This is a genomic window from Mucilaginibacter sp. (assembly GCF_965277465.1).
GTDB lineage: Bacteria > Bacteroidota > Bacteroidia > Sphingobacteriales > Sphingobacteriaceae > Mucilaginibacter.
Genome location: NZ_CBDICW010000002.1, coordinates 1,175,186 through 1,201,636, shown reverse-complemented (window position 1 = coordinate 1,201,636; position 26,451 = coordinate 1,175,186). Strand labels below are relative to the sequence as shown.

Below are 26,451 nucleotides of genomic sequence, written 5' to 3'. Positions count from 1 at the left end.
CCTTTCGCTTTTTTGTTTAATACTTTTTTTAAAGATTGGTGTTTTAATCTACAAGTTCGCGCAGATCAACCGGAACAACGCGCGAGATACCCTGCTCAACCATAGTTACACCGTAAATAATATCGGTACTGGCTATGGTGCGTTTATTGTGCGAGATAATAATGAATTGCGATTCTTTAGAAAAAGTCCTGATGATATTGTTAAACTTATCAATATTGGTATCATCAAGCGGGGCATCTACCTCATCAAAAATACAGAATGGTGCAGGCTTTAACAGGTAAAGCGAAAACAATATAGCAGTGGCCGTTAATGTTTTTTCGCCGCCCGAGAGCTGGTTAATTGATAATGGCCGCTTGCCTTTTGGTTTGGCTATAATATCAATATCAGACTCAAGCGGGCGCGATGGATCGGTCAGCACCAAATCGCAGGAATCTTCCTCGTTAAACAGGGAGCGGAATACCTTTATAAAGTTCTCCCGCACCAAAATAAACGAGGACATGAATTTCTCTTTAGCCGTATCATCAATCTCCTGTATGGTGGCTAACAGCGATGCCTTAGCATCACTCAAATCCTTTTTTTGAGCCTGTATAAATGTATACCGCTCATTCATTTCGGTATAAGCCTCAACGGCAAGCGGGTTAATGGCGCCAAAATCGTCAAGCTGCTTTTTAAGCTTTTCGGTCTTCTCCCTAATTTCCTGCTCACTCTCGCCTTCTGCCATTTCTGTTTCGGGCAGCTCATTTATATCAATATTAAACTCAACCGATAAGCGTTCTTTCAAGGCATTGAGTTCCAGCTTAAGGTTATTGCGTTCGTCTTTAAGCTCGTTCTCAATAATTTCGGCATTGTCTTTTTTACGCCTTAAGGCCGTTATCTCATTTTCTGTTTCAGAGATCTGCCCTTTCCAGGCATAATATTCCTGCTCGGCTTGCTGGGTTGCTTTTTCTAATGCTTCCTTTTGCTCATACATACCTAACAGGTCATCATCCGAGTTATCGGCCTGCTGCAGGTTTTCTTGTATGGCCAGTTTTACCTTTTCAAGTTCGGTATTGTTTTGTTTAATACGGCCTTCCAGGCTTTCCTTTTGTACCTCGCGGTAATCCAGATCTTTTATTAAACCCGATACCTTGTTTTGTTGCTGATGGAACCGGATGTTTTCCTGGTTATAAGCATTTGACTGCACCGAAACATACTCGTTAAGCTCATTAAATGCCATTTGCTTTTCAGCCAGCAAATCAGCCTGGGTTTGTTTCTGACCTTTTAAATCCTCCAGCATTGGCTGCAGGCTAAGCATTTCTTCTTTTATGCTGGTTATTTTACGGGCAATATCATCCTTGCGGTTAAGGCTGTTTTCAATAAAGGTTTGATATTGTTCCTGCCGGGTTTTCACGGTAACCAGCTCGGTATTTAACAGGTTAAGATCCTGTTGCTTTTGTTTGATCTCGGCTGCCTTGCCTGATGCTTTTAATGCAGACAGCTTATTCTGTAAGGATTCGAACTTGCTTTTCAGATCAGAAAGCTCAACATCAATCAGCTTAATAACTTTTAATAAAGCTTCCAAGTTTTTTGCGCGGCCAATGCGTTTACCCTCAAATAAACCTACAGAGCCACCGGCCATAGCATATTTTGATTTATTGAATTTACCGCTCTTGCCTATCAGCACTACCCCATCAGGCAGATCGGCTGTATTAAGCGCCTGCTCGCTCTCGTCATTAACAAGATATACATTGCTTAGCAGGTGATCACAAAGCGGCTGGTAATGCTTATCAACCTCAATCACATTTAATGCAGGGATAGCTCCCTCTATATCAACCACTGTTTGGGGTGGTTGCGCCGAATAATTTTTAAGCACAAAGAACTGCGCCCGCCCCTGTGATGCATTACTCAATAAATTGATGGCTTTTATAGCTTCGCCATATGTATCAACCACATAGTGGTTCATTAATGGCTCCAGGTAGTTTTCAATAGCTATACGATACTCCTCGCGGCAAAACAATATATCACTAAATAGCGGCGCGTTCTTTGACCACTCGGTATTCTTCTTTAAAAAACGGATCGACTCCGGGAAACCTTCCAGGTTATCAACCATACTTTTGGTAAGGTTATATTCGTTCTGCTTGGCATCTAACTTACGCCCCTCGCGGATGATCCCTTCCTGTACCGTACTTACCTCGGCTGCAGTTTTTGTTATTTGCTGCTGCAGATCATTTTCAAACTCAACAACTGCGTTATAATCTTTTTCGGCAGCCTCAACGCGGTTTTCCAGCCCTTCAACCACCTGGTTAAAATGCGAAAGTTCTACCTCCTTATTGGTGGCATCTTCCATATTGCGCTGGCTTTCCTGCTCCAAAGCCTGCTGCTGAATTTGCAGAATATCCAGATCCTTCTCTGTTTTATAGGCCTGGTTCTGTATACGGGTGTTTATATTAGTAAGCTCGGTAATTTCGTTCCGCGCCGATTGCTGCTGCGCCCTTAACTCGTCCACCGCTTCTTTTAAGTCGGCCACCTTTAACTTTACGGCTTCCAGGTTCTCATCTTCCTGCGCTTTTTCTTCCGAGAGCCTTTTTATATTATAAAATACGTGATTAAGCTGGGTTTTATCTTTATCCAACTCCTCAGTCAAGCGCGATTCTTTATCCTGCTGAAACTTAAGCTGCTCGTTTTTGATCTTTTTTTCGCTCTCGTAAGCCCTTATCTTCGACACATATTCGTTAGTGGCCTTTTGCTGCACCGAAAGATTTTTCTCCTTGATAACGCTATCTAACTTTTGCTGCTGTAACCGGGCTTCAAAGCCATCAATCAGCGATACGATGCCCGATTTTTCAACCCGGTGTTTTTGCTCCTGATCTTCTATCTTACTAAGTGATTCGCTGAATGATACGATCCGGAACGAGGCCAGCATTACGCTGAGCGATTTATACTGTTCCTTTAATCGGTAATAGCGTTCGGTTTTTTTTGCCTGGTTCTCGAGTGTCTTAAGGTTTTTTTCTATTTCGAAAAGCAGGTCCTCCACCCTTTCCAGGTCGGTTTCCGTATCCTTTAGCTTATTGAAGGTTTGCTTTTTTCGGAGTTTATATTTTGAAATGCCCGATGCTTCCTCAAACAAATTACGGCGCGAACCTTCTTTGTTGGTGATGATCTCATCGATCATTTTTAACTCGATGATAGAATAAGAATCAGCACCGATACCGGTATCTAAAAACAGATCGGTAATATCCTTTAAGCGGCACTGCACATCGTTTAAGCGGTATTCGCTTTCGCCGCTGCGGTAAAGCCTGCGTGTTAAGGTTACCTGCGAAAAATCAGTAGGAAGAATATTTTTGGTGTTATCGAAAGTGAGCGATACCTCGGCAAGATTGGCGGCCTTACGGCTTTTGGTACCGTTAAATATCACATTATCCATTTTCTCCGAACGGAGTGTACGGGTGCTTTGCTCGCCCAATACCCAGCGGATAGAATCGACCACGTTTGATTTACCGCAGCCATTGGGCCCCACAATTGCAGTTACTCCCTCATTAAAATTAATGGTGATCTTATCGCCAAAGCTCTTAAATCCCTTGATTTCTAACTTAGTAAGCTGCATTTATCCAATAATGATCCTTAAAATTCAGAACTTTTAAAGTAGCTATAAATATTGATTTTATATGCGATATTTTAATTGAGACAGATGAGCCAAAAACACAGGAAAGAAAGGTTAAACCAGCTGCAAAGAAAGCTCAATTACCAAGCCAACCGTACACCTTTATATCGATACCTTTCACCCTTTACCTTTAGCCTTCAACTACTTCCAACTAAACAAATATCTCGCCTTTTAAATAAGTAACTGCTTTACCGGTCATCAGCACGCGGTCGCCTTTCAGTTCGCACCATATCTCACCTTTACGGTCGGATAGCTGCAAAGCATGCAGTTTGGTTTTGCCTAATTTATCGGCCCAGTAAGGGATCAGGTTGCAATGTGCCGACCCAGTTACCGGGTCTTCAGGAATACCCGCGCCGGGTGCAAAAAAGCGGGATACAAAATCAACATCTTTACCGGGTGCAGTTACAATTACGCCAACGGTGTCCATTTTTGACAGGGCGAAAAAATCAGGAGATATATCGCGCACATCATCCTCTGTTTCATAAACCAAAAAGTAATCCCTTGATCTTAAAACCTCAACAGGTTCCTTTTCGGTAAGTGCAGCTTCCAAACCGTTTGGCGCCTCAATATGGATCGGTGGACGTGACGGAAAATCCATCGTGTATTTATCATCATCTCTTTTAACAGTAAGTACGCCGGCCTTTACGGTTTCAAAATGAATCTCGTCTTCCTTATGTCCAAGCTCGGTAAAAAGTATATGTGCCGATGCCAGCGTGGCATGGCCGCAAAGATCTATCTCGTATTCGGGTGTAAACCACCTTAGTTTATAGCCGGTATCATTTTTAACAAAAAAAGCAGTTTCGGCAAGGTTATTTTCTATGGCAATTTTTTGCATAACGGCATCGGGCAGCCATTCTTTAAGCGGACAAATTGCAGCGGGATTACCCCCAAATAACGTATCAGTAAAGGCATCAGCCTGGTATATAGGAATATTCATACAATCGTTTTAAACCACTAATGTATACTTAAGTAATTAATTCATCAAGAGGATATAGTTACTTAACAAACATTATTGATCAAATAAACTGATTTGTGGGTTTAAATTTTCGCCATCGGCAATTCTTATTTTATTTACTAATAAGTGTGCCTGCCGGGTTGGCTCGGGTATGCGGTAACCACGGATACAATTTTTAATTACCTCAACACTTTGTTCCATACTGATATGGTGCCCCGGCGAAACGTAAATGGGATTACAATTTTTTTTACTGCGCAGGGCAATGCCTATCAGCTCACCTTTATCATATATGGGGCTTTGGTCAAACAATTCATTCCCCGGCTCAGTGTACCTGCCTGCTAAACGACTTTTAGCACACCCTATTGAAGGCGTATTGGTTAACACGCCAAAGTGTGTTGCTATGCCGGTACGGCGCTCATGCGCTATGCCTTGCCCGTCCAGCACCATCACATCAGGTTTTACCGGTAGTTTTTCCCAGGCTTGCAGTAATGCGGGCACTTCACGAAAGGCCAGGAGACCTGAGATATATGGAAACTTTGTTTTGCAGATAGCGGTTACCTGGTTAATTAAAGTAAGCTCCGGGTACTTGAACAGCACGATGCCTGCGTAAACTATTTCGGAAAATTTATTAAAGGAGATGTCGGCCCCACCAATTATTTTAATGGGTGTATTAAGCGGTTTTATTTCAATTTGCTTACGCAGCTGATGCTGATAGGCTATTGCCTGTTCTGCTGTTAAACTTTCATAAGCGGATGGATCCATTTGTAATCAACACAAAAAAGCAATGAGTGTTCATTTAAAACACCAGGATATAAAACAAAAAAGGCCGGGTTTTCAAAAATGAAACCCGGCCTTTAAATGCTTTTAAGCTCTTATCCTAAATATGATTTCAGGATCTTGCTGCGGGAAGTATGACGCAGGCGTTGTAAAGCCTTATCTTTAATCTGTCTTACACGCTCACGGGTAAGGTTAAACTTTTCACCTATTTCTTCTAATGATAAGGGATGATTTGACCCTAAACCGAAAAACAACACAATGATCTCGCGCTCGCGTTCGGTTAAAGTTGAAAGAGAGCGTTTAATTTCTTCAGATAATGATTCATTGATCAGGATTGAATCCGTATTCGGCTCCTGGTTTTCCAATACATCAAGCAGTGTATTTTCTTCACCCTGTACAAACGGCGCATCCATAGATACATGGCGGCCCGAGTTACTTAAGGTATCAGAGATCTTATCAACAGTGGTTTCAAGCATATCTGCAAGCTCCTCCGGCGATGGTTCGCGCTCAAATTCCTGCTCAAGTTTTGAAAATGCTTTACTTATCTTACTTAATGAGCCTACCTGGTTTAATGGTAAACGTACAATACGTGATTGTTCGGCAATGGCCTGCAATATGGATTGACGGATCCACCATACGGCGTATGATATAAATTTAAAACCTTTGGTTTCGTCAAAGCGCTTTGCAGCTTTAATTAAACCAAGGTTACCTTCATTTATTAAATCACCAAGTGTTAAACCCTGGTTTTGATATTGTTTAGCAACAGAAACAACAAAACGAAGGTTGGTTTTTGTCAGGCGCTCTAAAGCAGCCTGATCACCTTCGCGTATTTTTTGGGCTAATATTACTTCTTCTTCGGCTGTTATCAGGTCAACCTTACCAATTTCGTGTAAGTATTTGTCAAGTGATTGCGACTCACGGTTGGTAATGGATTGGGTTATTTTGAGTTGTCTCATTTATTAAAACCTCGATTTTTACTTTTTGAAATTGAACGTGCAAAACTATGCAATTGTGTGATTTATTTATTATCTTTTACTAAAAAATATTGCTATATTTTATTGATTATATGACATTTATTGCACGGTTTTTGTGGTGTCGCCACCTCTTCATTACTATCGGTTATTTATAATAATTTTCCTTTTATAAAGTATCGCTTTTCTCTCATTCGCACCACCTTTTTAAGCGTCGAGTTGAATATACAAAATATATTTATCCTCAACCATTTCATCAAAAAAAAGTTTTAACACTAATTATCCCCACTTTAGCTAAAAAACTGATAAGCGATTAATATTTATTGTAAATCAATAAATATATTTTGTTTTGTAATAAATTAAGCACTTTATTTGTATACTTAAATTATCATAATGAAAAAAGTCAGGCTATTACAAATTGCTGTTTACTTGGTGTTTGCAGCATTATTTTTTCAGGATGCCGCAGCAGGGTTTTACAAAGGTTTCAGGGAAGGCTATAACGCTGGTATGGGCCATGAAAATAAAAACAATACAGAAACTACGGTTATCCCCGAAGCAAGCATTGATCCGAGCCTGATCAGCATTGTTAAAAACAACGAAATGCTGCTAAACCCGGATTATAAATTAGAAGATATAAAGATGAGTGCCGACATCAGGGTAAATTCAAAAATGCTAAACACACCATTCTGGCTCTCATTCTTAAATGGCTTTTTTGTATTGGCGCTGCTTTTACTACTGATAAGGATAGCCTATGTTATTAACAAAATTATCTATCATATTTACGAAGGTTCTATTTTTGAAAGCAGGCCATTAAAGCTTATCAGGCAGGCGGGGATATTAATGATAGCCTTTTCATTAGTTGATTATGCCTACCAGCAGGAAAGCCTGATCTGTTATAAAAGCTTGGTAAATTCGCCGGTAATTATATTAAATAATGCTGCCTTTAGCTTTGAAATACTGATGTGCGGTTTATTGGTGCTGATAGTTGCCGAAGCATTTAAACAAGGCGCCCAGTTAAAGGAAGAACAGGAACTAACCATATAAACCATGCCAATTATTATTAATCTTGATGTGATGATGGCCAAAAGAAAAATGTCGCTCAATGAGCTGAGCGATAAGGTTGGCATTACCATCAGTAATTTATCCATATTAAAAACCGGGAAAGCAAAGGCCATACGGATTGAAACCCTCGAAGCTATTTGCAAAGCATTGGATTGCCAGCCCGGCGACCTTTTGGAGTATGCAAATTAACAACCTATCCCTAATCAATATAACCACCCATGTTAGAAGAACTTTTTGCTATTGAACGCTTCCCCAGCCTTGATCAAAACCATGTATTTATACGCAAGGTAACCTCGGTTTTAAAAACCTATGCAATTTTAGTGGCGGCCATATTTGTTGCAGCACCCATTATTTTATTGGCCGATAAATTTGTAGTTAACGTGCTGCATCATAAAAGCCTGAGCAATCAAAACAAGCAAACGTTTCAGGCTATGTTCCATAAGCTGGGCTTTTTATGGTCGTACATTTTTGCAGCAGTTTTTGCGCCTTTTTTTGAAGAGAGTATTTTCAGGCTGCCGCTCTCCTTTAAAAAGCAGCATGTGGTTATAGCCTTTTTTATTGCGCTGATTTATTTTAGCGGATCATTTTTTCACCCTAAAGATATAATGTTACGGGTGGCAATTGAAATTGCTATTGCAGCCGTAATTTATGTAGTGTGTTTACTGCTTATACCCAATGAAGATTTAGCAGTTTCGGCCAAAAACAAAAAAAGATGGATCATTGCGTCCATCTGTTTATTCGGGTTGATGCATATTTTAAACTTTCACCCAATTGATATTACTTTATTATGGATCTATCCTTTGTATGTAATCCCACAATTAGTTATGGGCTGGGGATTAACCTACATGCGTTTTAAAAATGGTTTTATATGGGGAATTGTATTGCACTCCTTAATAAACAGCGTTTTTGTATTGCTGGCCTACCATTAATAGTATTACAGGTCACTTAGTTTAAAAGCATCCTTTAAACGTATTCCCTTTTCGGTTTGCTGCAAGGTACAGCACTCATTTATGGGGTCGTGCTCTAAAAACAGCACTAATTCTTTTTCAACGGCCTCATTCAGGAAGATCTTTTTTTCGGTAAGTGTTTTAAGCGGGAACATATCATAAGCCATTACATACGGCAACGGAATATGCCCGGTTGATGGCAGCAGATCGGCCATGTACAACACAGACCTGCCCTTGTAATTAATTAAAGGCAGCATCATGGCATCAGTGTGCCCGTAAACAAAACGGATGCTCATATCCTTGCTAAATTGAACACCATCTTCGGCAGCAACAAATTTAAGCTGGCCGCTTTGCTGTATGGGTAATATATTATCTTTTAAAAACGATGCCTTTTCACGTTCATTAGGGTTAACTGCCCATTCCCAATGCTGGGGGTTGCTCCAGTAAGTTGCATTTTTAAATGCGGGCAGCAGCTTATCCCCGCTCCTTTCAACGGCACCGCCAACGTGGTCAAAATGCAGGTGGGTTAAAAACACATCGGTAATATCGTTTCTGTTAAAGCCTTTTGCAGCCAGTGAGCTATCAAGCGTGGCATCGCCATGTAAATAATAATGACTAAAAAACTTTTCATCCTGCTTATTCCCTATCCCGGTATCAACCAATATGAGTTTATCGCCACCCTCAATAAGCAGGCAGCGCATGGCCCAGGTACATAAATTATTTTGGTCGGCAGGGTTGCTTTTATTCCATATAGCTTTAGGCACCACGCCAAACATAGCGCCACCATCTAATTTAAAAAACCCGGTATCTATAGTATGTAGTTCCATTTTTTATGCGGTTAATCAATAGCCAATAGTCCGTTAACTATCTCAATGCCATATTCATTAAACAATTGAGCAGCCTTGTTAAGGGTGTCAAACTCATCCTGGGTTAATGTATATACTTTGTTTATACCCTTATCAAGGCATAAAGTAAGCATCTCGTGGGTATAGGCAACTGATTGCGGGCCGGGCAGTTTAACCATGCCTGTTTGCTTTAGCATAAAGGCAGGCAGGTCCATAAAATCGCCCAGGATAATACTTTCTGTACCCAATTTATTTTTAAGCTGATGCGCCTTTGCCGAGCTTGCTGCTGTTATTAACGTATTCACCTGGTAGTTAATTGATCAACTATTAAACCATCTTTCATTATAACCGTACGATCAGACAGATCGGCCAGGTCCTGATTGTGGGTAACTATCACAAAGGTTTGCTCAAACTCATCCCTTAGCTTTATAAAAAGCTGGTGCAGCTCCATCGTATTGGCCGAATCTAAATTTCCGGAAGGTTCATCGGCAAATATAATTGATGGCTTATTGATAAGCGCCCGCGCCACCGCTACCCGCTGCTGCTCCCCGCCCGATAGTTCGTTAGGTTTATGGTTAAGCCTGTGGCCAAGACCTAATAATTTTAATAATTCGGTAGCCCTTGCTTCGGCTTCCTTGCGTGCGGTACCTGCAATAAATGCCGGTATACAAACATTTTCAATGGCATCAAACTCGCCCAACAGGTGGTGGAACTGAAAAATAAAGCCAATGCGCTGGTTGCGGAAGGTGCTCAGGTTTTTATTATTAAGCCCGCTTACTTCAACATTATCAATAAAAAGCTGGCCCGAGTCTGGCCTGTCTAAAGTCCCTAATATATTCAGCAGGGTACTTTTACCGGCGCCCGAGGCACCTACAATGGTCACAATTTCGCCTTTATTAACTTCAAAGTCAACCCCCTTAAGTATTTGGAGCTGTCCGTATGATTTATGGATATTATGGGCTTTGAGCATAAAGCAAATGTAATGGTTTTTTGTATTGGTGATTAGCCCCGGCTTACCGCAGATGAGATAAATTTACCGGCCTTAACAGGCCTGCAAAATTAAAAGCCCATATTAAAGTAAAAAGTAATCCTTAAACTCCAAAGTGGGGTCACTATTTCTCAAACAAAATAGTAGCTTTACCGCAAATTCTTCAAAAAACATGAATATTCACGAATATCAAGGTAAAGCCATATTAAAAAGCTTTGGCGTTAGGGTTCAGGAAGGCATAGTTGCCGACAGCGTTGAACAAGCTGTTGAAGCCGCTCAAAAAATGAAAGAAGACTACGGATCGAGCTGGGTAGTAATTAAAGCTCAGATCCATGCCGGTGGCCGCGGAAAAGGTGGTGGTGTTAAATTAGCTAAAAATATAGATGAGGTTAAAGAAAGAGCCGCAAGTATATTAGGTATGCAGTTAGTAACCCCGCAAACTGGCCCTGAGGGTAAACTGGTACGTAAAATTTTAGTAGCACAGGATGTTTATTATCCGGGCGAAAGCGAAACCAAAGAGTTTTACATCAGCGTTTTGCTTGATCGTGCCAAAGGCCGCAACATCATCATGTATTCAACCGAAGGTGGTATGGATATTGAAGAAGTAGCGCACTCAACTCCCGAACTGATCCACAAGGAAGAAATTGACCCTAAGGTTGGTTTACAAGGTTTCCAGGCGCGTAAAATTGCCTTTAACCTGGGGCTTTCCGGTGATGCATTTAAGGATATGGTTAAATTCATTACCGCTTTATACAAGGCTTATGATGCTACCGATTCGTCACAATTTGAAATCAACCCGGTTTTAAAAACCTCTGATAATAAAATATTAGCAGTTGATGCTAAGGTTAACATTGATGATAATGCATTGTTCCGTCACCCGGATTATGCTGCCCTGCGCGATACCAACGAGGAAGACCCGATGGAATTTGAAGCAAGCAAATCAAACCTGAACTTTGTTAAGCTTGATGGTAACGTTGGCTGTATGGTTAACGGGGCAGGTTTAGCTATGGCAACAATGGATATTATTAAAATTGCCGGTGGCGAGCCTGCTAACTTTTTGGATGTTGGCGGTACCGCTAATGCCGAAACTGTAAAAGCTGCTTTCAATATCATTTTAAAAGACCCGCATGTTAAGGCTATCCTGATCAATATTTTTGGTGGTATAGTTCGTTGCGACCGTGTTGCACAAGGTGTTATTGATGCTTACCATGAAATTGGCGACATCCCGGTACCTATCATCGTTCGTTTACAAGGCACCAACGCTGTTGAAGCCAAAAAACTGATTGATGACTCAGGGCTAAAAGTTTTCTCGGCAATATTGCTGAAAGAAGCTGCCGAAAGAGTTAAAGAAGTATTAGCACTTTAATTGCTAATTCTATTAGACATTGCGTAATTATTGGTGAAAGCCAATCTATAACAGATGTAATGGCTAATGACAGAATGACTAATGACCATAAAGAATGTATATAATTAAAGTTAAAGGCGTTGCCAAAATACCTGATTACGTACAGCTAAGGGATGAGAAGTTTACACTGCTTGCTTATTTCAGGGTTGACAGGCCCGAAAAATCATTAGATAAAGTTGGCCTGCACGACCAGGCAGAATACATAATGAATATTATAAAAGATCTGCCCTTTGGGCAGATCTTAAAATTAGAGCTTTAAAATTATTGATCGTTAGTTAGCAGTTATTGTTATTAGTTTAACAACGAAGACATTCACAGCTAACCAATGCCCAGTAATTAATGAACTTAATAATATGATCGGGAACTCAATTATAAAGCTGCAAAACGTTGATATATTTCAGCAGGCCCATTTGGTGCTGTCAAATGTTAATCTGCATATTGATAAAGGCGATTTTGTTTGGCTGATTGGACAAACAGGCTCCGGAAAAAGCAGCTTGCTGAAAGTTATTTATGGCGATCTTAACATCACAACCGGCGAGGGCCATGCCTGCGGTTATGAGCTAAAACAGATCAGAAGTAATGACATCCCTTTTCTGCGCCGTAAGCTTGGTATTGTTTTCCAGGATTTCCAGTTGCTTACCGATCGTTCTGTAGAACAAAACCTGCAGTTTGTTATGCGCGCAACCGGCTGGACCGATAAAAAACTAATTGCCGATAAAGCGCTTGATGTATTGGAAAAAGTTGGCCTAAGGTCGAAACTAAAAAAAATGCCGCATGAACTATCAGGTGGCGAGCAGCAGCGTGTGGTAATTGCCCGTGCCTTGCTTAATGATCCTGAAATTATACTGGCCGATGAGCCAACCGGAAACCTTGACCCGGAAACATCCGAAGAGATTGTGATGCTGCTTAAACAGATCAGCCAATCAGGCACGGCAGTACTTATTGCTACGCACGATTATCATATTATCCGCACATTCCCATCCCGCATTATTAAGTGCGAAAACGGCAAGGTACTGGAAGATGTGACAATCTCCTAAATATTTTAAGGTTGGTTACCGGCAATTGGTAAGACAGCAGGCATAACTGCCAATTGCTTAATATCTGCCAACTGAACACTGCCATCTGCAAACAAATCAGTTCCCGCCAATTATTACTGACAGCTTGTCGGCTTTAAGCCTATGGCAGGATACTTGATTGGCACTATTTAGCTATGAATTTTAACGACATGTTGAAGAAAAAAAAGAAAGAGGATTCAGTTAACACTGGAGATATAAACGATATGACTAACGAGAACGAACAAGAACAAGAGCAGCAATCTGCCGATGTAGTTGATAACACACCATCGCCGGTTGATACACTTAAAGAAGAATTGGCACTCGCTAACGATAAGTACCTGCGTTTATACGCCGAATTTGATAATTTCAGAAGACGTACTACTAAAGAACGTGAAGATGCCCGCAAAATGGAAGGCAAAGATGTAATTGTTTCTTTACTACCCGTGCTTGACGATTTTGAACGTGCCCTTAGAGCAATGGAAGGCGCTACAGATGTTGCCCCGGTTAAAGAAGGTGTAATATTAGTTCAGAATAAAATAAAAGGCTTGCTATCACAAAAAGGCTTAAAAGCAATGGAATCAATAGGTAATCCGTTTGATGCCGAACTGCACGAAGCTATTACCAATATCCCTGCCCCTACCGATGAATGGAAAGGAAAAGTGATTGATGAGATGGAAAAAGGCTATTACCTTAATGATAAGGTAGTGCGTTTTGCCAAGGTAATTGTAGGCGCATAATCTGTAACAGATTAAGGGATGTAAGGTTGCAGTTATCTGCCCCAAAATATCATACCCTAATTAATTGAACATTAAATTCCGGCTGGCTATTAAACTCCCGGTATCCCGAAATAAAATAATAAGATGGCTAAGAGAGATTACTACGATATATTGGGCGTAGCAAAAGGTGCCAATGCTGATGAGATCAAAAAAGCTTATCGCAAAATGGCCATTAAATATCACCCCGACAAAAACGAGGGCGATAAAGCGGCTGAAGATAAGTTTAAGGAAGCAGCCGAAGCTTACGAGGTATTAAGTAATACTGAAAAACGCCAGCGCTATGATCAGTTTGGCCATGCAGCCAACGCACAATCTGCCAATGGTGGCGGCTATGGCGGTGGCGGTATGGATATGAACGACATATTTAGCCAGTTTGGTGATATTTTTGGCGGGGGCAGTCCTTTTGAAGGCTTTTTTGGCGGTGGCCGTCAGGGTGGTGGTGGCGCAAGCGGTCGCAGGGTTACCCGTGGTACCAACCTGCGCATCAAAGTAAGGTTAACACTTGAAGAAATTGCTAACGGCGCCGAAAAGAAAATAAAAGTTAACAAACAGATAGTTTGTAAAACATGCGACGGATCGGGTGCAAAAGATAAGGCATCGTTCCAAACCTGTAAAACCTGTGGCGGCTCAGGCGCTGTACGCAGGGTAACCAATACTATATTGGGCCAGATGCAAACTACCAGCACCTGCCCTACCTGTAATGGCGAAGGCGCAACCATACTGTCAAAATGCACCGTATGTCATGGTGATGGTGTTGTTCGTGGCGAAGAAACTATCAGCATCAATATCCCGGCAGGTGTAAGCGAAGGTATGCAGTTAAGCATGAGCGGTAAAGGCAATGCTGCCCCACGCGGCGGTGTTCCCGGCGATCTGATCATCCTGATTGAAGAGATCCCGCACGAAACGTTAAAACGCGATGGTAACAACGTGATCTATGATTTACATGTAAACTTTGTTGATGCTACCTTAGGTACCAGTGTTGAAGTACCTACCATTGACGGCAAGGTTAAAATAAAGATTGATGCCGGCACACAGGGCGGTAAAATCCTGCGCCTTAAAGGCAAAGGCGTACCAGAGGTAAACTCTTATCACCGTGGCGACCAGTTGGTGCATATCAACATATGGACACCAAAAGCAGTAAGCCGCGAAGAGCGCGACCTGTTAGAAAAACTACAGAACTCACCAAACTTTAAACCAAACCCGGGTAAAAACGAAAAAAGCTTTTTTGAACGGATGAAGGAATACTTTGAGTAATATCAGAGCCAAAGTTTGAAACATATATTTAAATCCCTTAAATTCTAAACAATTTAAGGGATTCTTTATTTTAGATACATGAATAAGCCCGTTGCCGTAATGGATCTTGGTACCAATACCTTTCACCTGCTGATAGCTGAAGGCAAAGGTGCTGATTATAAAGAAATTTTGCACCTGCAGGATGCTGTTAAACTGGGCGAAGGCGGCATCAATAAGGGCCTGATACAACCGGCAGCTTTTGAGCGGGGAATTATTGCCATGCAAAACTTTGCGGCACACATTGCAGCAAACGGCGCAGAAAAGGTAAAAGCCATAGCTACGTCGGCATTGCGGGGTGCCGCCAACGGGCAGGATTTTATTAACGAGGTTAAAGCCAAAGCAAACATCAACATAGAAATTATTAATGGCGATGAGGAAGCGGCCTATATTTACAAAGGTGTTAAAGCTGCGGACTGCTTAACAGATAAAAACAGCCTGATAGTTGATATTGGCGGCGGCAGCGTTGAATTTATCATCTGCAACCAGGATGAAATTAAATGGAAACAAAGCTTTGAAATTGGCGCAGCCCGGCTGATGGATATGTTCCATAAGAATGACCCTATCCCACCCGAATCTATTACTGCCTTACAGCTTTATTTGCAGGATAGACTTACCCCATTTTTTGCAGCGGCTAAAAACTATACTATTGCTCATATTATAGGTTCATCGGGCGTATTTGAAAGCTATGCCGGTATCATTGAGATAAACAAGGGTAAGCTTTTCGATCTGAAAAAAACACCTTATTACCTTTTTGAAAAGGACCAGCTTTTAACATTGATAGAAAGTATTATTCTGTCATCGCACCAGCAACGTTTGGGTAATAAGGCAATTATCCCTGTAAGGGTTGATATGATAGTTACGGCTTCGATATTGACGAGGTTTATCATCGAGAAATTAGACATCAATAAAATAGCCATGTCAACAAACTCTTTAAAAGAAGGTATCATGGCCGATCTGCTGGGCTAATTTGTATCATTTTAAAAGCAAATCAAAATTTCAAGGCATCATTTGTATATTGCTGGCTATTAACTGGCATTATATTATGAAATTGAAATTTATAGGCTTGGGCCTGCTTTTGTTTATAGCTACCATTACACAGGCACAAAGACGGCGCCGCACAAACACCAACGATACCATAACTACCAATTATGAGCCATCGGCAGCGTTCTCTCCATTATTTTACAGCCAGAAAGGGAACGAAGTACATGCCGCAAATGGCGAACCGGGGCTTAAATACTGGCAAAACCGCGTTGATTATACTCTAAACGCAGTTTTAGATACCACCGCCAAAACACTTACCGCTACCGAAAAACTTACCTATACCAACAACAGCCCCGATGCTTTGCAGTTTTTATGGCTGCAATTAGATCAGAATACCTATAAAAAAACAGCACGGTCAAACTTTGTTACCGGCTTTACGCCCGGGCCAAACCAGCATACTGATGGATACCAGATAGAATCCATTTCTATCAGCAGTGGCAATGTATCCACAAAGGCAGAATTTATTGTTACCGATACCCGCATGCAGATCCGTTTGCCAAAGGCTGTTTTGCCAAACGGAGGTACAATAAACCTAATTATTAAATACAAATACACCATCCCCGGCAACTTTGGTAACCGCACAGATTACGTGGATACCAGAAATGGCAAGATCTATGAAATAGCGCAATGGTTTCCCCGAGTGTGTGTTTATGATGATTCGCGAGGATGGGATACCTTACCGTTTTTAGGCAGCGGCGAGTTTTATTTAGAGTATGGCGATATTGATTACCAGGTAACCGTGCCCGCTGATATGATAGTTGCAGGATCGGGTGAGTTGCTTAACCCTAAGGAGGTACTGACCGCACAACAGGTAAGCCGCCTTAATGCTGCCCGCAACAGCGATAAAACCATAATGATCAGGAGTGTTGAGGAGGTAACCAATCCATCATCGCGCCCAACAAATAAGGGTACGTTAACCTGGCACTTTAAAATGCTAAACACCCGCGATGTAGCCTTTGGCGCTTCAAAGGCCTACGTATGGGATGCGGCAAGAGTCAACCTGCCGGGCGGTAAAAAGTCGCTCTCCATGTCTGTTTACCCGGTTGAAAGCGCAGGCAACGAGGCCTGGGGCAGAGCTACGGAGTATTTAAAGAAATCGATAGAATATTTTTCGGCCAAATGGTTTGTTTACCCCTGGCCTGTTGCCATTAACGAGGCCGGTATAGCCGGTGGTATGGAATACCCCGGAATTGTTTTTGATGGCATTACAGACAAAGGCAAAGAGCTTTACTGGGTTACCGCGCACGAGATAGGTCATAACTGGTTCCCGATGATTGTGGGGAGCGATGAGCGCCGCTTTGGCTGGATGGACGAAGGCTTTAATACATTTATTGATGTTTATGCATCGGATGAATTTAACCACGGCGAGTACGCCCCTAAACGCGATAGTGAATATGCGCCGGGTGGCGGCAATCCTGCCGATGAGATCATCCCTATTATTACTGATAAAGATGCACCATCAATTATGACGGCCGCCGATGCTACCGGCGAAAAATACCGCCATCCTTTAACTTATTTTAAACCTGCATTTGGCCTGGTATTACTGCGTGAGCAAATATTGGGGAAAGACCGGTTTGATTATGCGTTTAAAAACTACATCCATAAATGGGCCTACAAGCACCCGCAGCCTGATGACTTTTTCAGGGCGATGGAAAATGGTGGTGGCGAAGATCTGTCGTGGTTCTGGAAAGGCTGGTTCTATAATAACTGGACATTTGATTTAGCCCTGATTGACGCTAAATATATAAACAACGACCCTAAAAATGGTTTAAGAATAACCGTTGCCAACAAAGAGCAAATGGTATTTCCGTTTACCGTTGAAGTTAAATTGAAAGACGGCAGCAAGCAACGCACTTATTTCCCGGTTGAAACATGGCTGCAAAACAAGGCCATAACCTATACCCTGCCAACCACAACCGAAGTAGAAAGTGTAACCGTTGACCCGGACAATTCCCTACCGGATATTAACAGGAAAAACAATACGATCATGCTAAAATAATAGCAATAAACCCTTACGAAGGATTAAACTTTTGTAAGGGTTTATTGCTTACAGCGATGCCTCTATTTCTTTGATCAATTCTTGCGTTTGGGCCTCATCCTGTATTTTGGTTTTCAGGATCGATCCATCTTTTTTAATGATAAAATGCGAGGGGTAGCCAGTACATTTTATCTTTGTCATAATATCATTATTAAGGTGTTCGTTGGCTAATATATGTATGCCTTCTATTTTATAAAACTCTATTACTTTTTTCCATTGCTCTTTATGGTCACTATCATTATTAGCGATATATAAGAAAGCAATACCCTTACCTTTAAAATGTTCCCTTATTTGCGGCGTAAACTTTTCAAGTTCAATCCGGCATGGGCCGCACCATGTGCCCCACATATCAACAAAAGTTGTTCTTCCCTTCATCAGGTGTACTACATCTTCCAGTGTATTTAACTTAGTTCCATTGTCAGTAACAAATACCATATTACTGTTTAGTGTTTGTTTTTCTTTGGTAACTATTTCAGCAATAGCGCTGCTAAATATGGGAATGTAGCTGCTTGAAGGATATTTACTTTTAAAATGCCTGTATACCAGTTCAAGATCTTCATAATGGTTAAAACGCAGGTGAAACCTAAGCATTTGCGCATATACGCGTTCGCGGGTTTTACCGGTAAAATATTTATTTATAATACTTTCAAAGAAAAGGTTTCTACTTTCGGCCGCATATATTACCCTGCCTTTTTTAACCGTAGTTTGGTAAAAATCCCTGTAGAACTTGGCGGGTTGCTGCAGCTCCTCACTTCTTAAAATCGGCCCTTCCTGGATCAGGAAATTTCCGATAAAATGATCGTAATTGTATGCGGTTAAAGCATCATCGTTATTAAGTTTATGCTTGGCCAGCAAACTATCCTCAACCCTTTGCCACTGGTCATGCTCCGGGTTATTTGTAAAAGGAAGGTATTTATAATGATAGAACTCGTAATAATTATTCAGTGCAAAATATTGGTTATTTATTAGCGCATTTTTTATAAATGCTGCCGAAGGTTTGTATTTTTTGATGTATTGCTTTAAGATAATTTTATTCTGCCCTTCCTGAGTTTTTATATAAGCTATTACACGGTTGGGTAATACATCGCCCTTAAATTTTGTCAGATCGGGATTGGTTAGCGCAAATATTTCAGGCTGATTATTATTGCTGCCTTTTCCTGATACGCTTATTTTAGGAATGTTATTGGTAAACAAAATTTTAAACGATAGGTCATTCCCCGTGGATAAAAACAAGCAATATGGGATCTGCATATTACCCGGTAAATTAAAATAGATGACGATGTACCTTGGGCTGGATACATCTGTGGTATAAACCGCTTTTCCGTTTTTATCCACAGGTATAATGGAGATAAAATCCTTGGGGTTGTAATTTACGGCGGGATCAAATACATCAACATTACCTTGGTAGCCGGTAGTTATAATATTTACATTAGCCTTTTGTGCATTTATTTTGGCACTTGTAAAAAAACAGGAGTATAAATAATATGACAACAGCAATTTTCATAACATTTAGATTAATAGGTATTAGGTATTGGCAGGATTAATTTACAACTAATTATTTAGTTAAACAATAGCTTATTAAAAAATTTAATGCTTTTTTACCCCATTGAAAAATGTGTGTTAAGGGTAGCCCTTACAGGGCAAGGCTTTTATTGGGGCTTTTTCTAAAAATAGGCAACTCCTACGGGGGCAGATCTGCTTACTAATAAATCCTTTAAAGCTTTTATTAATACCTCGTAGAGGCTACCCATTTGTAGAAATGAATTAAAAGAGTGCCTATGCCATGTAAGGGCTACCCTATCTTCGTAGGGATTATTTGATTTAAGAAATCAGGCTTAGAGCTTTGCTAATTCTCTGTATAATTTTTCGGTAGGTAAACCCACTACGTTGGTGTAGGAGCCGTTGATCTTTTCAATACCGATCAAGCCGATCCGTTCCTGTATGCCGTATGAGCCGGCTTTGTCGAAGGGCTTATATTTGTCAACATAATTTTTGATCTCATCATCAGATAGTTTACCAAAATATACTTCCGAAACATCATAAAAACTATGGTATTGTTGGTTATAAAACAGGCAAACACCGGTTATCACCCTGTGCATTCTGCCTGATAATAGCTGCAGCATTTGCACCGCATGTTCGGCATTTTCTGGTTTGCCTAATATCTGGTCGTCAATACAAACAATGGTATCGGCAGTGAGTACTATCTCCTCTCCTACGGTTTCGTCAAATGCTTTTGCTTTTTTCTCGGCAATGTAAACAGCAATTTCCTCGGGCTTTAAATCAGCAGGGTATGATTCATCCACATCTTTTAATACAATGCGGAACTCAATATCCATCAGCTTTAGCAGTTCCTGCCGGCGTGGAGATTTTGATGCGAGGATGATCTTGTTCATAAGTTAGTCTTTGTCTGAGTAATTTAACCTACCAGCTGTAAGCTTCTTCCTTCATCCATTTGCCCTGTATCTTCAGCACTTTTTCAATTACATCACGGGCACAGCCCTTTCCACCCGGTAAGTGAGAAATGTATTTGCTTACCGCCCTGATTTCTTCTACAGCATCAGCCGGGCAAACCGGCAGGCCTACGTATTTCATTACCTCTAAATCAGGAATATCATCACCCATGTACAACACATTTTCAGGGCTGATACTTTTTTCTTCCAGGTAGATCTTCAGCTTTTCAATTTTGGTATGAATCCCCATGTAAACATCCTTAATGCCTAAGCTGTTTAATCGGTACAATGCACTTTTTGATCTGCTGCCCGATACCGAGCATACATTATAACCGCACTTAACGGCTAACTGCAAAGCATAACCATCCTTTATGTTAAATGCGCGGCTTTGCAGCCCCTCTTCGGTTACAAAAACAGATCCATCGGTTAGTACACCATCCACATCAAAAACCAACGTGGTTATTTCTTTAAGCTTGTTTAGGAATGATTCCACTGAAATGTTAAATTTTTTTACTGATTGACTAATTGATTTACTTACAGGGATCGGAAACTATTGATTATCGCGCCACTCGTAAACCCAGGCTGATTGGATTTGCTCCAAATGGCCTTCAGTTGATTGCTCGCGGGTATCTGCAAAATTCGGCAGGCTAAGGATCCATTCTAATAGATCAGTAAAACGGATGCGGTATATTTTTGATTCGTCAAAATCATCACCAAACTTTTCGTAAAGTTCAATGGCAATATCTTCGTGGTCGTTCCAGTGGATAGGTAATGAGAATTTATTATCGGTCATTTTGTTTTGTACTAAATACGTTTGGTGGTTGCGGTAAGCTGTTAGTGGCCTAAAAAATTAGACTGATCGGGCAAAGTTACTTCAATATCGCCGTCAACTATAATACACTGGCAACCCAGGCGCGAATTGATGCGCGGGTTTACCGCACGGTCAATAAAATCTTCTTCCTTGTCAGATATCTCCTGGATATTATCCATCCCCTTATTTACATATACATGGCAGGTACTGCAACCGCAAACACCACCACAATTATGCTGCAATTCAATGCCGTTCTCCAGGCAAACATCTAATACAGATTCGCCCTCGGCAATTGGTAATTCAATGCTTTCAAGCCCTTTCGCCTCAAAGTTTACCTTTACTTTAAAAATGTTCATTTCCGCAAAAGTAACAAAATTACCCGTGTACTTAGCCAGCTTTATTGTTTTTGATAATCCCCTGACTTAATAGACTATATAGCGTTTTAAATGATTCGTCGTTCAACATTTGCAGGTGCGTGGCCATTGTACTTTCGTCGTTGCGTACCGCGGGCCCTGTCTGCACAGCTACGGGCAAGTGATTTTGAACTTTTTGGGCAGTTTCTAATATCAGCGGACGCAGCATTTCAAACCCCATGTTATTATCTGCCAAAAGCTGCTGTGCAATACTGTATAGATAATTAGGGAAATTGCAGGCAAATACGGCAGCCAAATGCAGCGTTTTGCGCTGCGACGAATTGATACGGTAAACCTTATTACTCACCGTGCGGGCCAATTCTTCCAGGTGCCGGGTTATTTGCTCGCTTCCCCCTTCAATACACAGCGGAACGGTTAAAAAATCAACCTCTTTGGTTTTACTAAACGTTTGCAGCGGATAAAATACGCCTGCATTTTCAGTAAGCGCCAGCAATGCTTCAATATGCGTAGCACCAGATGTATGTACTATTAGTTTTTGGAATTGAATCAATGCAACCGCAATCGTTAAAATGGCATCGTCTTTTACGGCTATTATGAAAATATCGGTTTCAGGGTTAATTAAATCCAGGTTATCAATAGCCTCTGCACCCACATGGTAAGCCAGCAATGCGGCATTATACATGTCCCTGCTATATACCTGGATAATGCGGTGCCCGGCATTTTTAAACGCCGCCGCCAGGTGTGTGGCAACATTTCCCGAACCAATTATACTAATACGCATCTATCATTAAATTTAGATATCTGATAATAAGCTAAATATTTATTTTATTTTAGTGTTTAGCAAACATAGCATCTTACCTACCTTAATCTGCCATGAAAATACTTAAACTAAGTTTTATTACCCTTTTATTTTTATTAGCCGCTGCCGCAATAGTTTTAACCGTTGTTTATAAGGGCAAGGATAAGGAAAAAAAGGATTTAACCGACAAAGAAAGAAAAGCAACCACAGGCCAATACATTAAATTAAGCCAGGGAATAACCCACTATCAGCTAACAGGCCCCGATACCGGCAAAGTGGTTATATTGATACATGGCTTTAGTGTACCCTATTTTATTTGGGATGGCACTTACGAGTACCTTGTAAAAAAGGGATTTAAAGTTTTAAGATATGATATGTATGGCCGTGGGTACTCTGACCGGCCCGATGTGGTTTACAATCAGGATTTATATAACAATCAGCTTTTAGAGCTTATTAAACAGCTGCATTTAAAAACACCCGTTAGTATTGCCGGGGTATCATTTGGCGGTGGCGTGGTGGTTAACTTTACCTGCAAGCATCCCGACTTAGTGAGCAAAGCTATAATGATTGATCCTATTTATTTAAACATGAAACCAGCCGCGCCTACATTTTACCTGCATTATTACGAAGCTACACATGGTGACGAACGTGCTAATGGCCAGCTGAGCGATTTTAAATACCCTAAGCGTCATCCGGATTGGGTAAACCAATATTTGGTGCAAATGCAATACGAAGGCTTCAGGAATGCATTGATCTCAACTATGTTTAATTATAATTATATAGCCAAAGAGAGCCTTAGCTGCCTAAACAGTGTACATAAACCCGTATTGTTAATATGGGGTAAAGAAGACCATACCGTTCCGTTTACTTACAGCGATTCGGTACGCAGTGTTTTAAAGGTTGATTTTTTTCCGGTGGATGATGCAGCCCACCTGCCATTTATTGAACAGCCTGATAAGGTAAACGCGAAAATTGCAGATTTTTTAAAGATATAGAGTTGGTATTTATTTAGATGGTATCCTTTTCAGCCCAGTTAATTTCATGAGGTAAATCGGCTTTGCTAAATTCTATGTGGGCAACCCTCCTTTTACGATTTGTTGTGGTTCTATTTGAAGCATGCATTAAAAGCGGCCTCATGATCATAACACCACCTGTCTTAACATTGCACGAAACTTCCCGTTCAGTTTGCCAATCGATATTTTCAGGCCGGTATATGGCTTTAAGATGAGAGCCGGGAATAACCTTCAGCGCACCGTTACCCTCATCAGTATCATCCAAATGAATCCGGATAGTAAAATTATTTTGAAGTATTTCAATCGGAGGCTGTACAGCAAACTGATCTAACTTGGTAGTCCACGGGCCATAACCAGGTAACTCTGCTTTTTTATCAACAGCTATTGTCAAGTCCTGATGCCAGGCAACAAACCAGTTTGATTTTTCAGGTTTATCAAAATAGATAGCTTTAACGATCAAATACCCATTGCCGAAAAGGTTTTCAATAATTGCTTTCAGCTTTTCATTAAATAGTAAACCCTTTACATCAGGTACACCCTTTAAAAATCGCCTTATGGCAAAAAGATCATCAGTTATACGAAAAGTTGACCCTGACTGATCAGCCCCATCAATTGCAGCAATTATAGAGGCTACTTCATCATCTGTATAAATATCTTCTAAAATGGTATATCCATTTGAAGTTATTTCCTGCTGATGAATGTTTAAAGCATCCATTACAATACTTACGCAGCTTTCCCTGCTTTGGTGATTTTTAATTCCTTATTTCTTCTTGAAATGGAAAGTAAGAAACCAATGATCATGATAACCGTACCAGCCCAAAGGAAATTAATATACGGGAAATCAAGCGCACGCATTACTATCCAAGGCTTTTTGCTTTGTGGCTGCTGATAAACGGTGATCTCAACCTTGCTTTTATCAGGAATGATCTTTGAAAGGCGCAGCTTTAAACCTGCATCTTCTACCTTGCGGGCAAAGTCAAACACGCTTTTATTTTTTATCATGTAAACCGGCTCGGTATCGTACGTTTTACCATGAGCTACTATCTCAATTTTTGCACCAATGGCAACATCACTATCCGTAAGCGGTATATTTTGTACCTGTACTTCTTTGTTTAATGATTTTAACACCATATATCCATCGCGGTATCGGATGGTATCGCCTACGGCAACCTCATGCAAAATAGGTGCATCATAGTTTTTATCATCCTCTTCGCCATGCGCTGCTGCTGATTGCGCATCACCGGCCGGTTTTTCATTTAATGGAGGAATAGCGGTGATATGTGTGTACAGATCATGAAACAGGTAATGCTTGGTATCCGGGTTTACAGTTAACCCCATCTGCGGATTGATCTGCACATTTGGCCTCAACATAAACTCTTCGGTTATTTTACCGGCAGCATCATAGCGTTTATAGTCTATTTTATAATAATGGTTGGGTTCAGAAACCGAGTCGCCAACGTATGTTACCGTGTAAGGTCCCATTTTAAGAGGCTCATTTTTGTAAACCACAATATTTTCGTGCGCATCACCGGCCGCCTTATCAAAACCGTTAACAATGTTCAATGAACCTGATTCGTTTTTTGAAACTACCTTTCTTGTTCCGGCAGCAATCAGGGCACCTACTAACATCAGCGCAAAACCAATGTGCGCCACGGCCGATCCTGCTAATTTAAACTTACCCTTAAGCGCATCAGCTAATACCTTGGCGTTTGCCAGTATAGAGTATACCGAACCGAGCATCAACACAATGAATACAAAATGCAGTTTATATAAGCCGCTTGCATAAACTATTAATGCGGTAATTAATGCAGCAAATACCAGATAAAGCAGGGTGGTGATAAAAAACCGGGTAATATCAGTCTTTTTATATTTTAAAAACTGGGTAAAGCCTGTTAATAAAGCAATAACCATTGCAAATGATGCCTGTATCACATTGTAATGGCCAACCAAATCAATTGGCGGGGCAATGTTGGTACCGAACATCTTGTTCCAAACAGGGATAGAGGTTACCAGTATAAGGTGAAAGCATGATAAGCCAAGAAAGATAGAACCCACAAACATCCAGAACTCGCGCGAGTAGGTATCTTCATCCTTTTTGGTGATCGGCATTTCTTTAAATCGTACCACCAAAAAGTAGATGGACAACACCAGGAATACCAGTATGAAGGTAATAAGGTGCCAAAACATCCCCAAATCGGTAAAGGAGTGTACGGAGGTATCGCCAAGCACACCGCTCCTTGCCAGGAACGACGAATACAACACCATTACAAAACTAATAAGCACCAAAAAGGTAGCCGTAAAGTATGAATGCCCTGTATTTTTATAAACAATTAATACGTGTAAAGCGCCAACCAAAGTTAACCACGGGAATATGGAAGCATTTTCAACCGGATCCCAGGCCCAGAAGCCGCCAAAGTTTAAAGATTCATAAGCCCATAATGAACCCATAATAACGCCTGTACCCAATATCATGGCGGCAAATAATCCGTATGATATGGCTGGGGCAACCCATTCTTTATAGCGTTTTTGCCATAAGCCGGCAATGGCATAAGCAAACGGAACAACCACCGATGCCAAACCTAAAAACAAGGTTGGCGGGTGTATCACCATCCAGTAGTTTTGCAGCAAGGGATTCATGCCCTGGCCGTCCTTAATAAATGAAAGATAATCGGCACGGGCAAAAATCGGGCCTTCAACCGCGTTTCTTAACAAAAGGAAGGGCGAGCTGCCTATCCTTGCGCCAAAAAACTCAATACCTAACAGCATAGATGCTAAAAACACCTGAGAGAAGGAAACAACGGTCATTACCGGCTTTTCCCACGATTTTGATTTCCAGATCAGGATGTTACCTAAAACAGCCTGCCAGAAGGTCCAAAGCAAAAAGCCACCCTCCTGCCCGTTCCAGAAACCAGAAACTATATAATAAACCGGCAAGGACCTTGAAGTATAGGCCCATGCATAATGATATTCAAAATAGTGATTGTAAATAATGTAGAACAGTGCTACCCCTACGCCAAAAATTGACAACGAGTTTATATAAAACGCAATGCGGCCCATTTTGAGCCACGAGGTATCCAGCTTATTGGTGCTGGTAGTAGCAAAATAATAACTTATGGTTGATAGTAATGCCGCGCCGAATGAAATAATAACAAATATCTGACCCAGGCGACCGGGTAGCAGATGTTCGCCTTGAAAAACTGTATTCATTAAA

26 protein-coding genes are annotated in these 26,451 nt (G+C 41.0%); 11 read left to right on the top strand and 15 right to left on the bottom strand.

Going from position 1 to position 26,451, the window contains the following annotated elements:
• Positions 1-43: 43 nt before the first annotated feature.
• From smc to ACQY4U_RS17700, 4 genes are all read right to left on the bottom strand, one after another.
• Positions 44-3,583 carry a chromosome segregation protein SMC gene (smc, locus tag ACQY4U_RS17715; protein ID WP_428330784.1) on the bottom strand — a complete coding sequence of 1,180 codons (3,540 nt, stop codon included), beginning with the start codon at positions 3,581-3,583 and terminating at the stop codon, positions 44-46.
• A gap of 208 nt (positions 3,584-3,791) precedes the next feature.
• Complete coding sequence (locus tag ACQY4U_RS17710) at positions 3,792-4,577, bottom strand: PhzF family phenazine biosynthesis protein (protein ID WP_428330783.1); 786 nt, start codon at positions 4,575-4,577, stop codon at positions 3,792-3,794.
• Between the two features lie 72 nt (positions 4,578-4,649).
• Positions 4,650-5,357, bottom strand: a complete 708-nt coding sequence (gene nfi / locus ACQY4U_RS17705; protein ID WP_428330782.1) for a deoxyribonuclease V — start codon at positions 5,355-5,357, stop codon at positions 4,650-4,652.
• 110 nt (positions 5,358-5,467) lie between these two features.
• Entirely contained in the window at positions 5,468-6,328 is an 861-nt protein-coding gene (locus ACQY4U_RS17700) for a sigma-70 family RNA polymerase sigma factor (protein ID WP_428330781.1), read from the bottom strand.
• Positions 6,329-6,736: 408 nt separating this feature from the next.
• Here ACQY4U_RS17700 and ACQY4U_RS17695 point away from each other — a divergent pair, with 408 nt between their 5' ends.
• From ACQY4U_RS17695 to ACQY4U_RS17685, 3 genes are read left to right on the top strand one after another with little or no spacing between them, the layout of a single operon-like run.
• On the top strand, positions 6,737-7,387 hold the full coding sequence (locus ACQY4U_RS17695; protein WP_428330780.1) for a DUF2975 domain-containing protein: 651 nt from the start codon (positions 6,737-6,739) through the stop codon (positions 7,385-7,387).
• A gap of 3 nt (positions 7,388-7,390) precedes the next feature.
• Positions 7,391-7,594: a helix-turn-helix domain-containing protein gene (locus ACQY4U_RS17690; RefSeq protein ID WP_428330779.1), complete on the top strand. Its 204-nt coding sequence runs from the start codon at positions 7,391-7,393 to the stop codon at positions 7,592-7,594.
• A 29-nt stretch (positions 7,595-7,623) separates the two neighbouring features.
• Positions 7,624-8,334 carry a CPBP family glutamic-type intramembrane protease gene (locus ACQY4U_RS17685; RefSeq protein WP_428330778.1) on the top strand — a complete coding sequence of 237 codons (711 nt, stop codon included), beginning with the start codon at positions 7,624-7,626 and terminating at the stop codon, positions 8,332-8,334.
• 5 nt (positions 8,335-8,339) lie between these two features.
• Here the strand turns inward: ACQY4U_RS17685 and ACQY4U_RS17680 are convergent, their stop codons facing one another.
• Genes ACQY4U_RS17680 through ACQY4U_RS17670 form a run of 3 tightly spaced genes read right to left on the bottom strand, consistent with a single transcriptional unit; the run spans position 8,340 to position 10,167 of the window.
• On the bottom strand, positions 8,340-9,179 hold the full coding sequence (locus tag ACQY4U_RS17680; RefSeq protein WP_428330777.1) for an MBL fold metallo-hydrolase: 840 nt from the start codon (positions 9,177-9,179) through the stop codon (positions 8,340-8,342).
• A gap of 11 nt (positions 9,180-9,190) precedes the next feature.
• Positions 9,191-9,502 (bottom strand): hypothetical protein, encoded by a 312-nt coding sequence (locus tag ACQY4U_RS17675; protein WP_428330776.1) that lies wholly within the window; start codon positions 9,500-9,502, stop codon positions 9,191-9,193.
• A complete protein-coding gene (locus ACQY4U_RS17670) occupies positions 9,499-10,167 on the bottom strand; it encodes an ABC transporter ATP-binding protein (RefSeq protein WP_428330775.1) in 669 nt (222 codons plus the stop codon). The genes ACQY4U_RS17675 and ACQY4U_RS17670 overlap by 4 nt, the downstream gene beginning before the upstream one ends.
• A 133-nt stretch (positions 10,168-10,300) precedes the next feature.
• Here ACQY4U_RS17670 and sucC point away from each other — a divergent pair, with 133 nt between their 5' ends.
• From sucC to ACQY4U_RS17635, 7 genes are all read left to right on the top strand, one after another.
• Positions 10,301-11,551, top strand: a complete 1,251-nt coding sequence (gene sucC / locus ACQY4U_RS17665) for an ADP-forming succinate--CoA ligase subunit beta (protein ID WP_428330774.1) — start codon at positions 10,301-10,303, stop codon at positions 11,549-11,551.
• A gap of 94 nt (positions 11,552-11,645) precedes the next feature.
• Positions 11,646-11,849 carry a fructose-6-phosphate aldolase gene (locus ACQY4U_RS17660; RefSeq protein ID WP_428330773.1) on the top strand — a complete coding sequence of 68 codons (204 nt, stop codon included), beginning with the start codon at positions 11,646-11,648 and terminating at the stop codon, positions 11,847-11,849.
• A gap of 94 nt (positions 11,850-11,943) precedes the next feature.
• On the top strand, positions 11,944-12,627 hold the full coding sequence (locus ACQY4U_RS17655; protein WP_428330772.1) for a cell division ATP-binding protein FtsE: 684 nt from the start codon (positions 11,944-11,946) through the stop codon (positions 12,625-12,627).
• Positions 12,628-12,815: 188 nt separating this feature from the next.
• Positions 12,816-13,382, top strand: coding sequence for a nucleotide exchange factor GrpE (locus tag ACQY4U_RS17650; RefSeq protein WP_428331758.1), 567 nt, complete (start codon positions 12,816-12,818; stop codon positions 13,380-13,382).
• Positions 13,383-13,505: 123 nt separating this feature from the next.
• Complete coding sequence (gene dnaJ / locus ACQY4U_RS17645; protein WP_428330771.1) at positions 13,506-14,675, top strand: molecular chaperone DnaJ; 1,170 nt, start codon at positions 13,506-13,508, stop codon at positions 14,673-14,675.
• A 78-nt stretch (positions 14,676-14,753) separates the two neighbouring features.
• On the top strand, positions 14,754-15,680 hold the full coding sequence (locus tag ACQY4U_RS17640; protein ID WP_428330770.1) for an exopolyphosphatase: 927 nt from the start codon (positions 14,754-14,756) through the stop codon (positions 15,678-15,680).
• 76 nt (positions 15,681-15,756) lie between these two features.
• Positions 15,757-17,754 (top strand): M1 family metallopeptidase, encoded by a 1,998-nt coding sequence (locus tag ACQY4U_RS17635; RefSeq protein WP_428330769.1) that lies wholly within the window; start codon positions 15,757-15,759, stop codon positions 17,752-17,754.
• A gap of 48 nt (positions 17,755-17,802) precedes the next feature.
• On the opposite strand, the gene ACQY4U_RS17630 is transcribed toward ACQY4U_RS17635, so the two are convergent.
• From ACQY4U_RS17630 to ACQY4U_RS17605, 6 genes are all read right to left on the bottom strand, one after another.
• Complete coding sequence (locus ACQY4U_RS17630) at positions 17,803-19,284, bottom strand: TlpA family protein disulfide reductase (RefSeq protein ID WP_428330768.1); 1,482 nt, start codon at positions 19,282-19,284, stop codon at positions 17,803-17,805.
• A gap of 344 nt (positions 19,285-19,628) precedes the next feature.
• Entirely contained in the window at positions 19,629-20,186 is a 558-nt protein-coding gene (locus tag ACQY4U_RS17625) for a Maf family protein (RefSeq protein WP_428330767.1), read from the bottom strand.
• 28 nt (positions 20,187-20,214) lie between these two features.
• Positions 20,215-20,736, bottom strand: coding sequence for a KdsC family phosphatase (locus tag ACQY4U_RS17620; protein ID WP_428330766.1), 522 nt, complete (start codon positions 20,734-20,736; stop codon positions 20,215-20,217).
• 57 nt (positions 20,737-20,793) lie between these two features.
• Positions 20,794-21,036 (bottom strand): Fe-S cluster assembly protein IscX, encoded by a 243-nt coding sequence (iscX, locus tag ACQY4U_RS17615; RefSeq protein WP_428330765.1) that lies wholly within the window; start codon positions 21,034-21,036, stop codon positions 20,794-20,796.
• A gap of 41 nt (positions 21,037-21,077) precedes the next feature.
• A complete protein-coding gene (locus ACQY4U_RS17610) occupies positions 21,078-21,410 on the bottom strand; it encodes a 2Fe-2S iron-sulfur cluster-binding protein (RefSeq protein ID WP_428330764.1) in 333 nt (110 codons plus the stop codon).
• A 31-nt stretch (positions 21,411-21,441) separates the two neighbouring features.
• On the bottom strand, positions 21,442-22,209 hold the full coding sequence (locus ACQY4U_RS17605) for a Rossmann-like and DUF2520 domain-containing protein (RefSeq protein ID WP_428330763.1): 768 nt from the start codon (positions 22,207-22,209) through the stop codon (positions 21,442-21,444).
• 92 nt (positions 22,210-22,301) lie between these two features.
• Between ACQY4U_RS17605 and ACQY4U_RS17600 the strand changes: the two genes are divergently transcribed.
• Positions 22,302-23,222, top strand: coding sequence for an alpha/beta fold hydrolase (locus ACQY4U_RS17600; RefSeq protein ID WP_428330762.1), 921 nt, complete (start codon positions 22,302-22,304; stop codon positions 23,220-23,222).
• A gap of 13 nt (positions 23,223-23,235) precedes the next feature.
• Here ACQY4U_RS17600 and ACQY4U_RS17595 read toward each other — a convergent pair whose 3' ends face one another.
• Both ACQY4U_RS17595 and ccsA read right to left on the bottom strand, forming a co-directional pair.
• Positions 23,236-23,955 carry a phytanoyl-CoA dioxygenase family protein gene (locus tag ACQY4U_RS17595; RefSeq protein ID WP_428330761.1) on the bottom strand — a complete coding sequence of 240 codons (720 nt, stop codon included), beginning with the start codon at positions 23,953-23,955 and terminating at the stop codon, positions 23,236-23,238.
• Between the two features lie 8 nt (positions 23,956-23,963).
• The gene (gene ccsA, locus ACQY4U_RS17590; RefSeq protein ID WP_428330760.1) at positions 23,964-26,447 is read right to left on the bottom strand and encodes a cytochrome c biogenesis protein CcsA; all 2,484 of its coding nucleotides are present in this window, start codon (positions 26,445-26,447) and stop codon (positions 23,964-23,966) included.
• Positions 26,448-26,451: the final 4 nt, after the last annotated feature.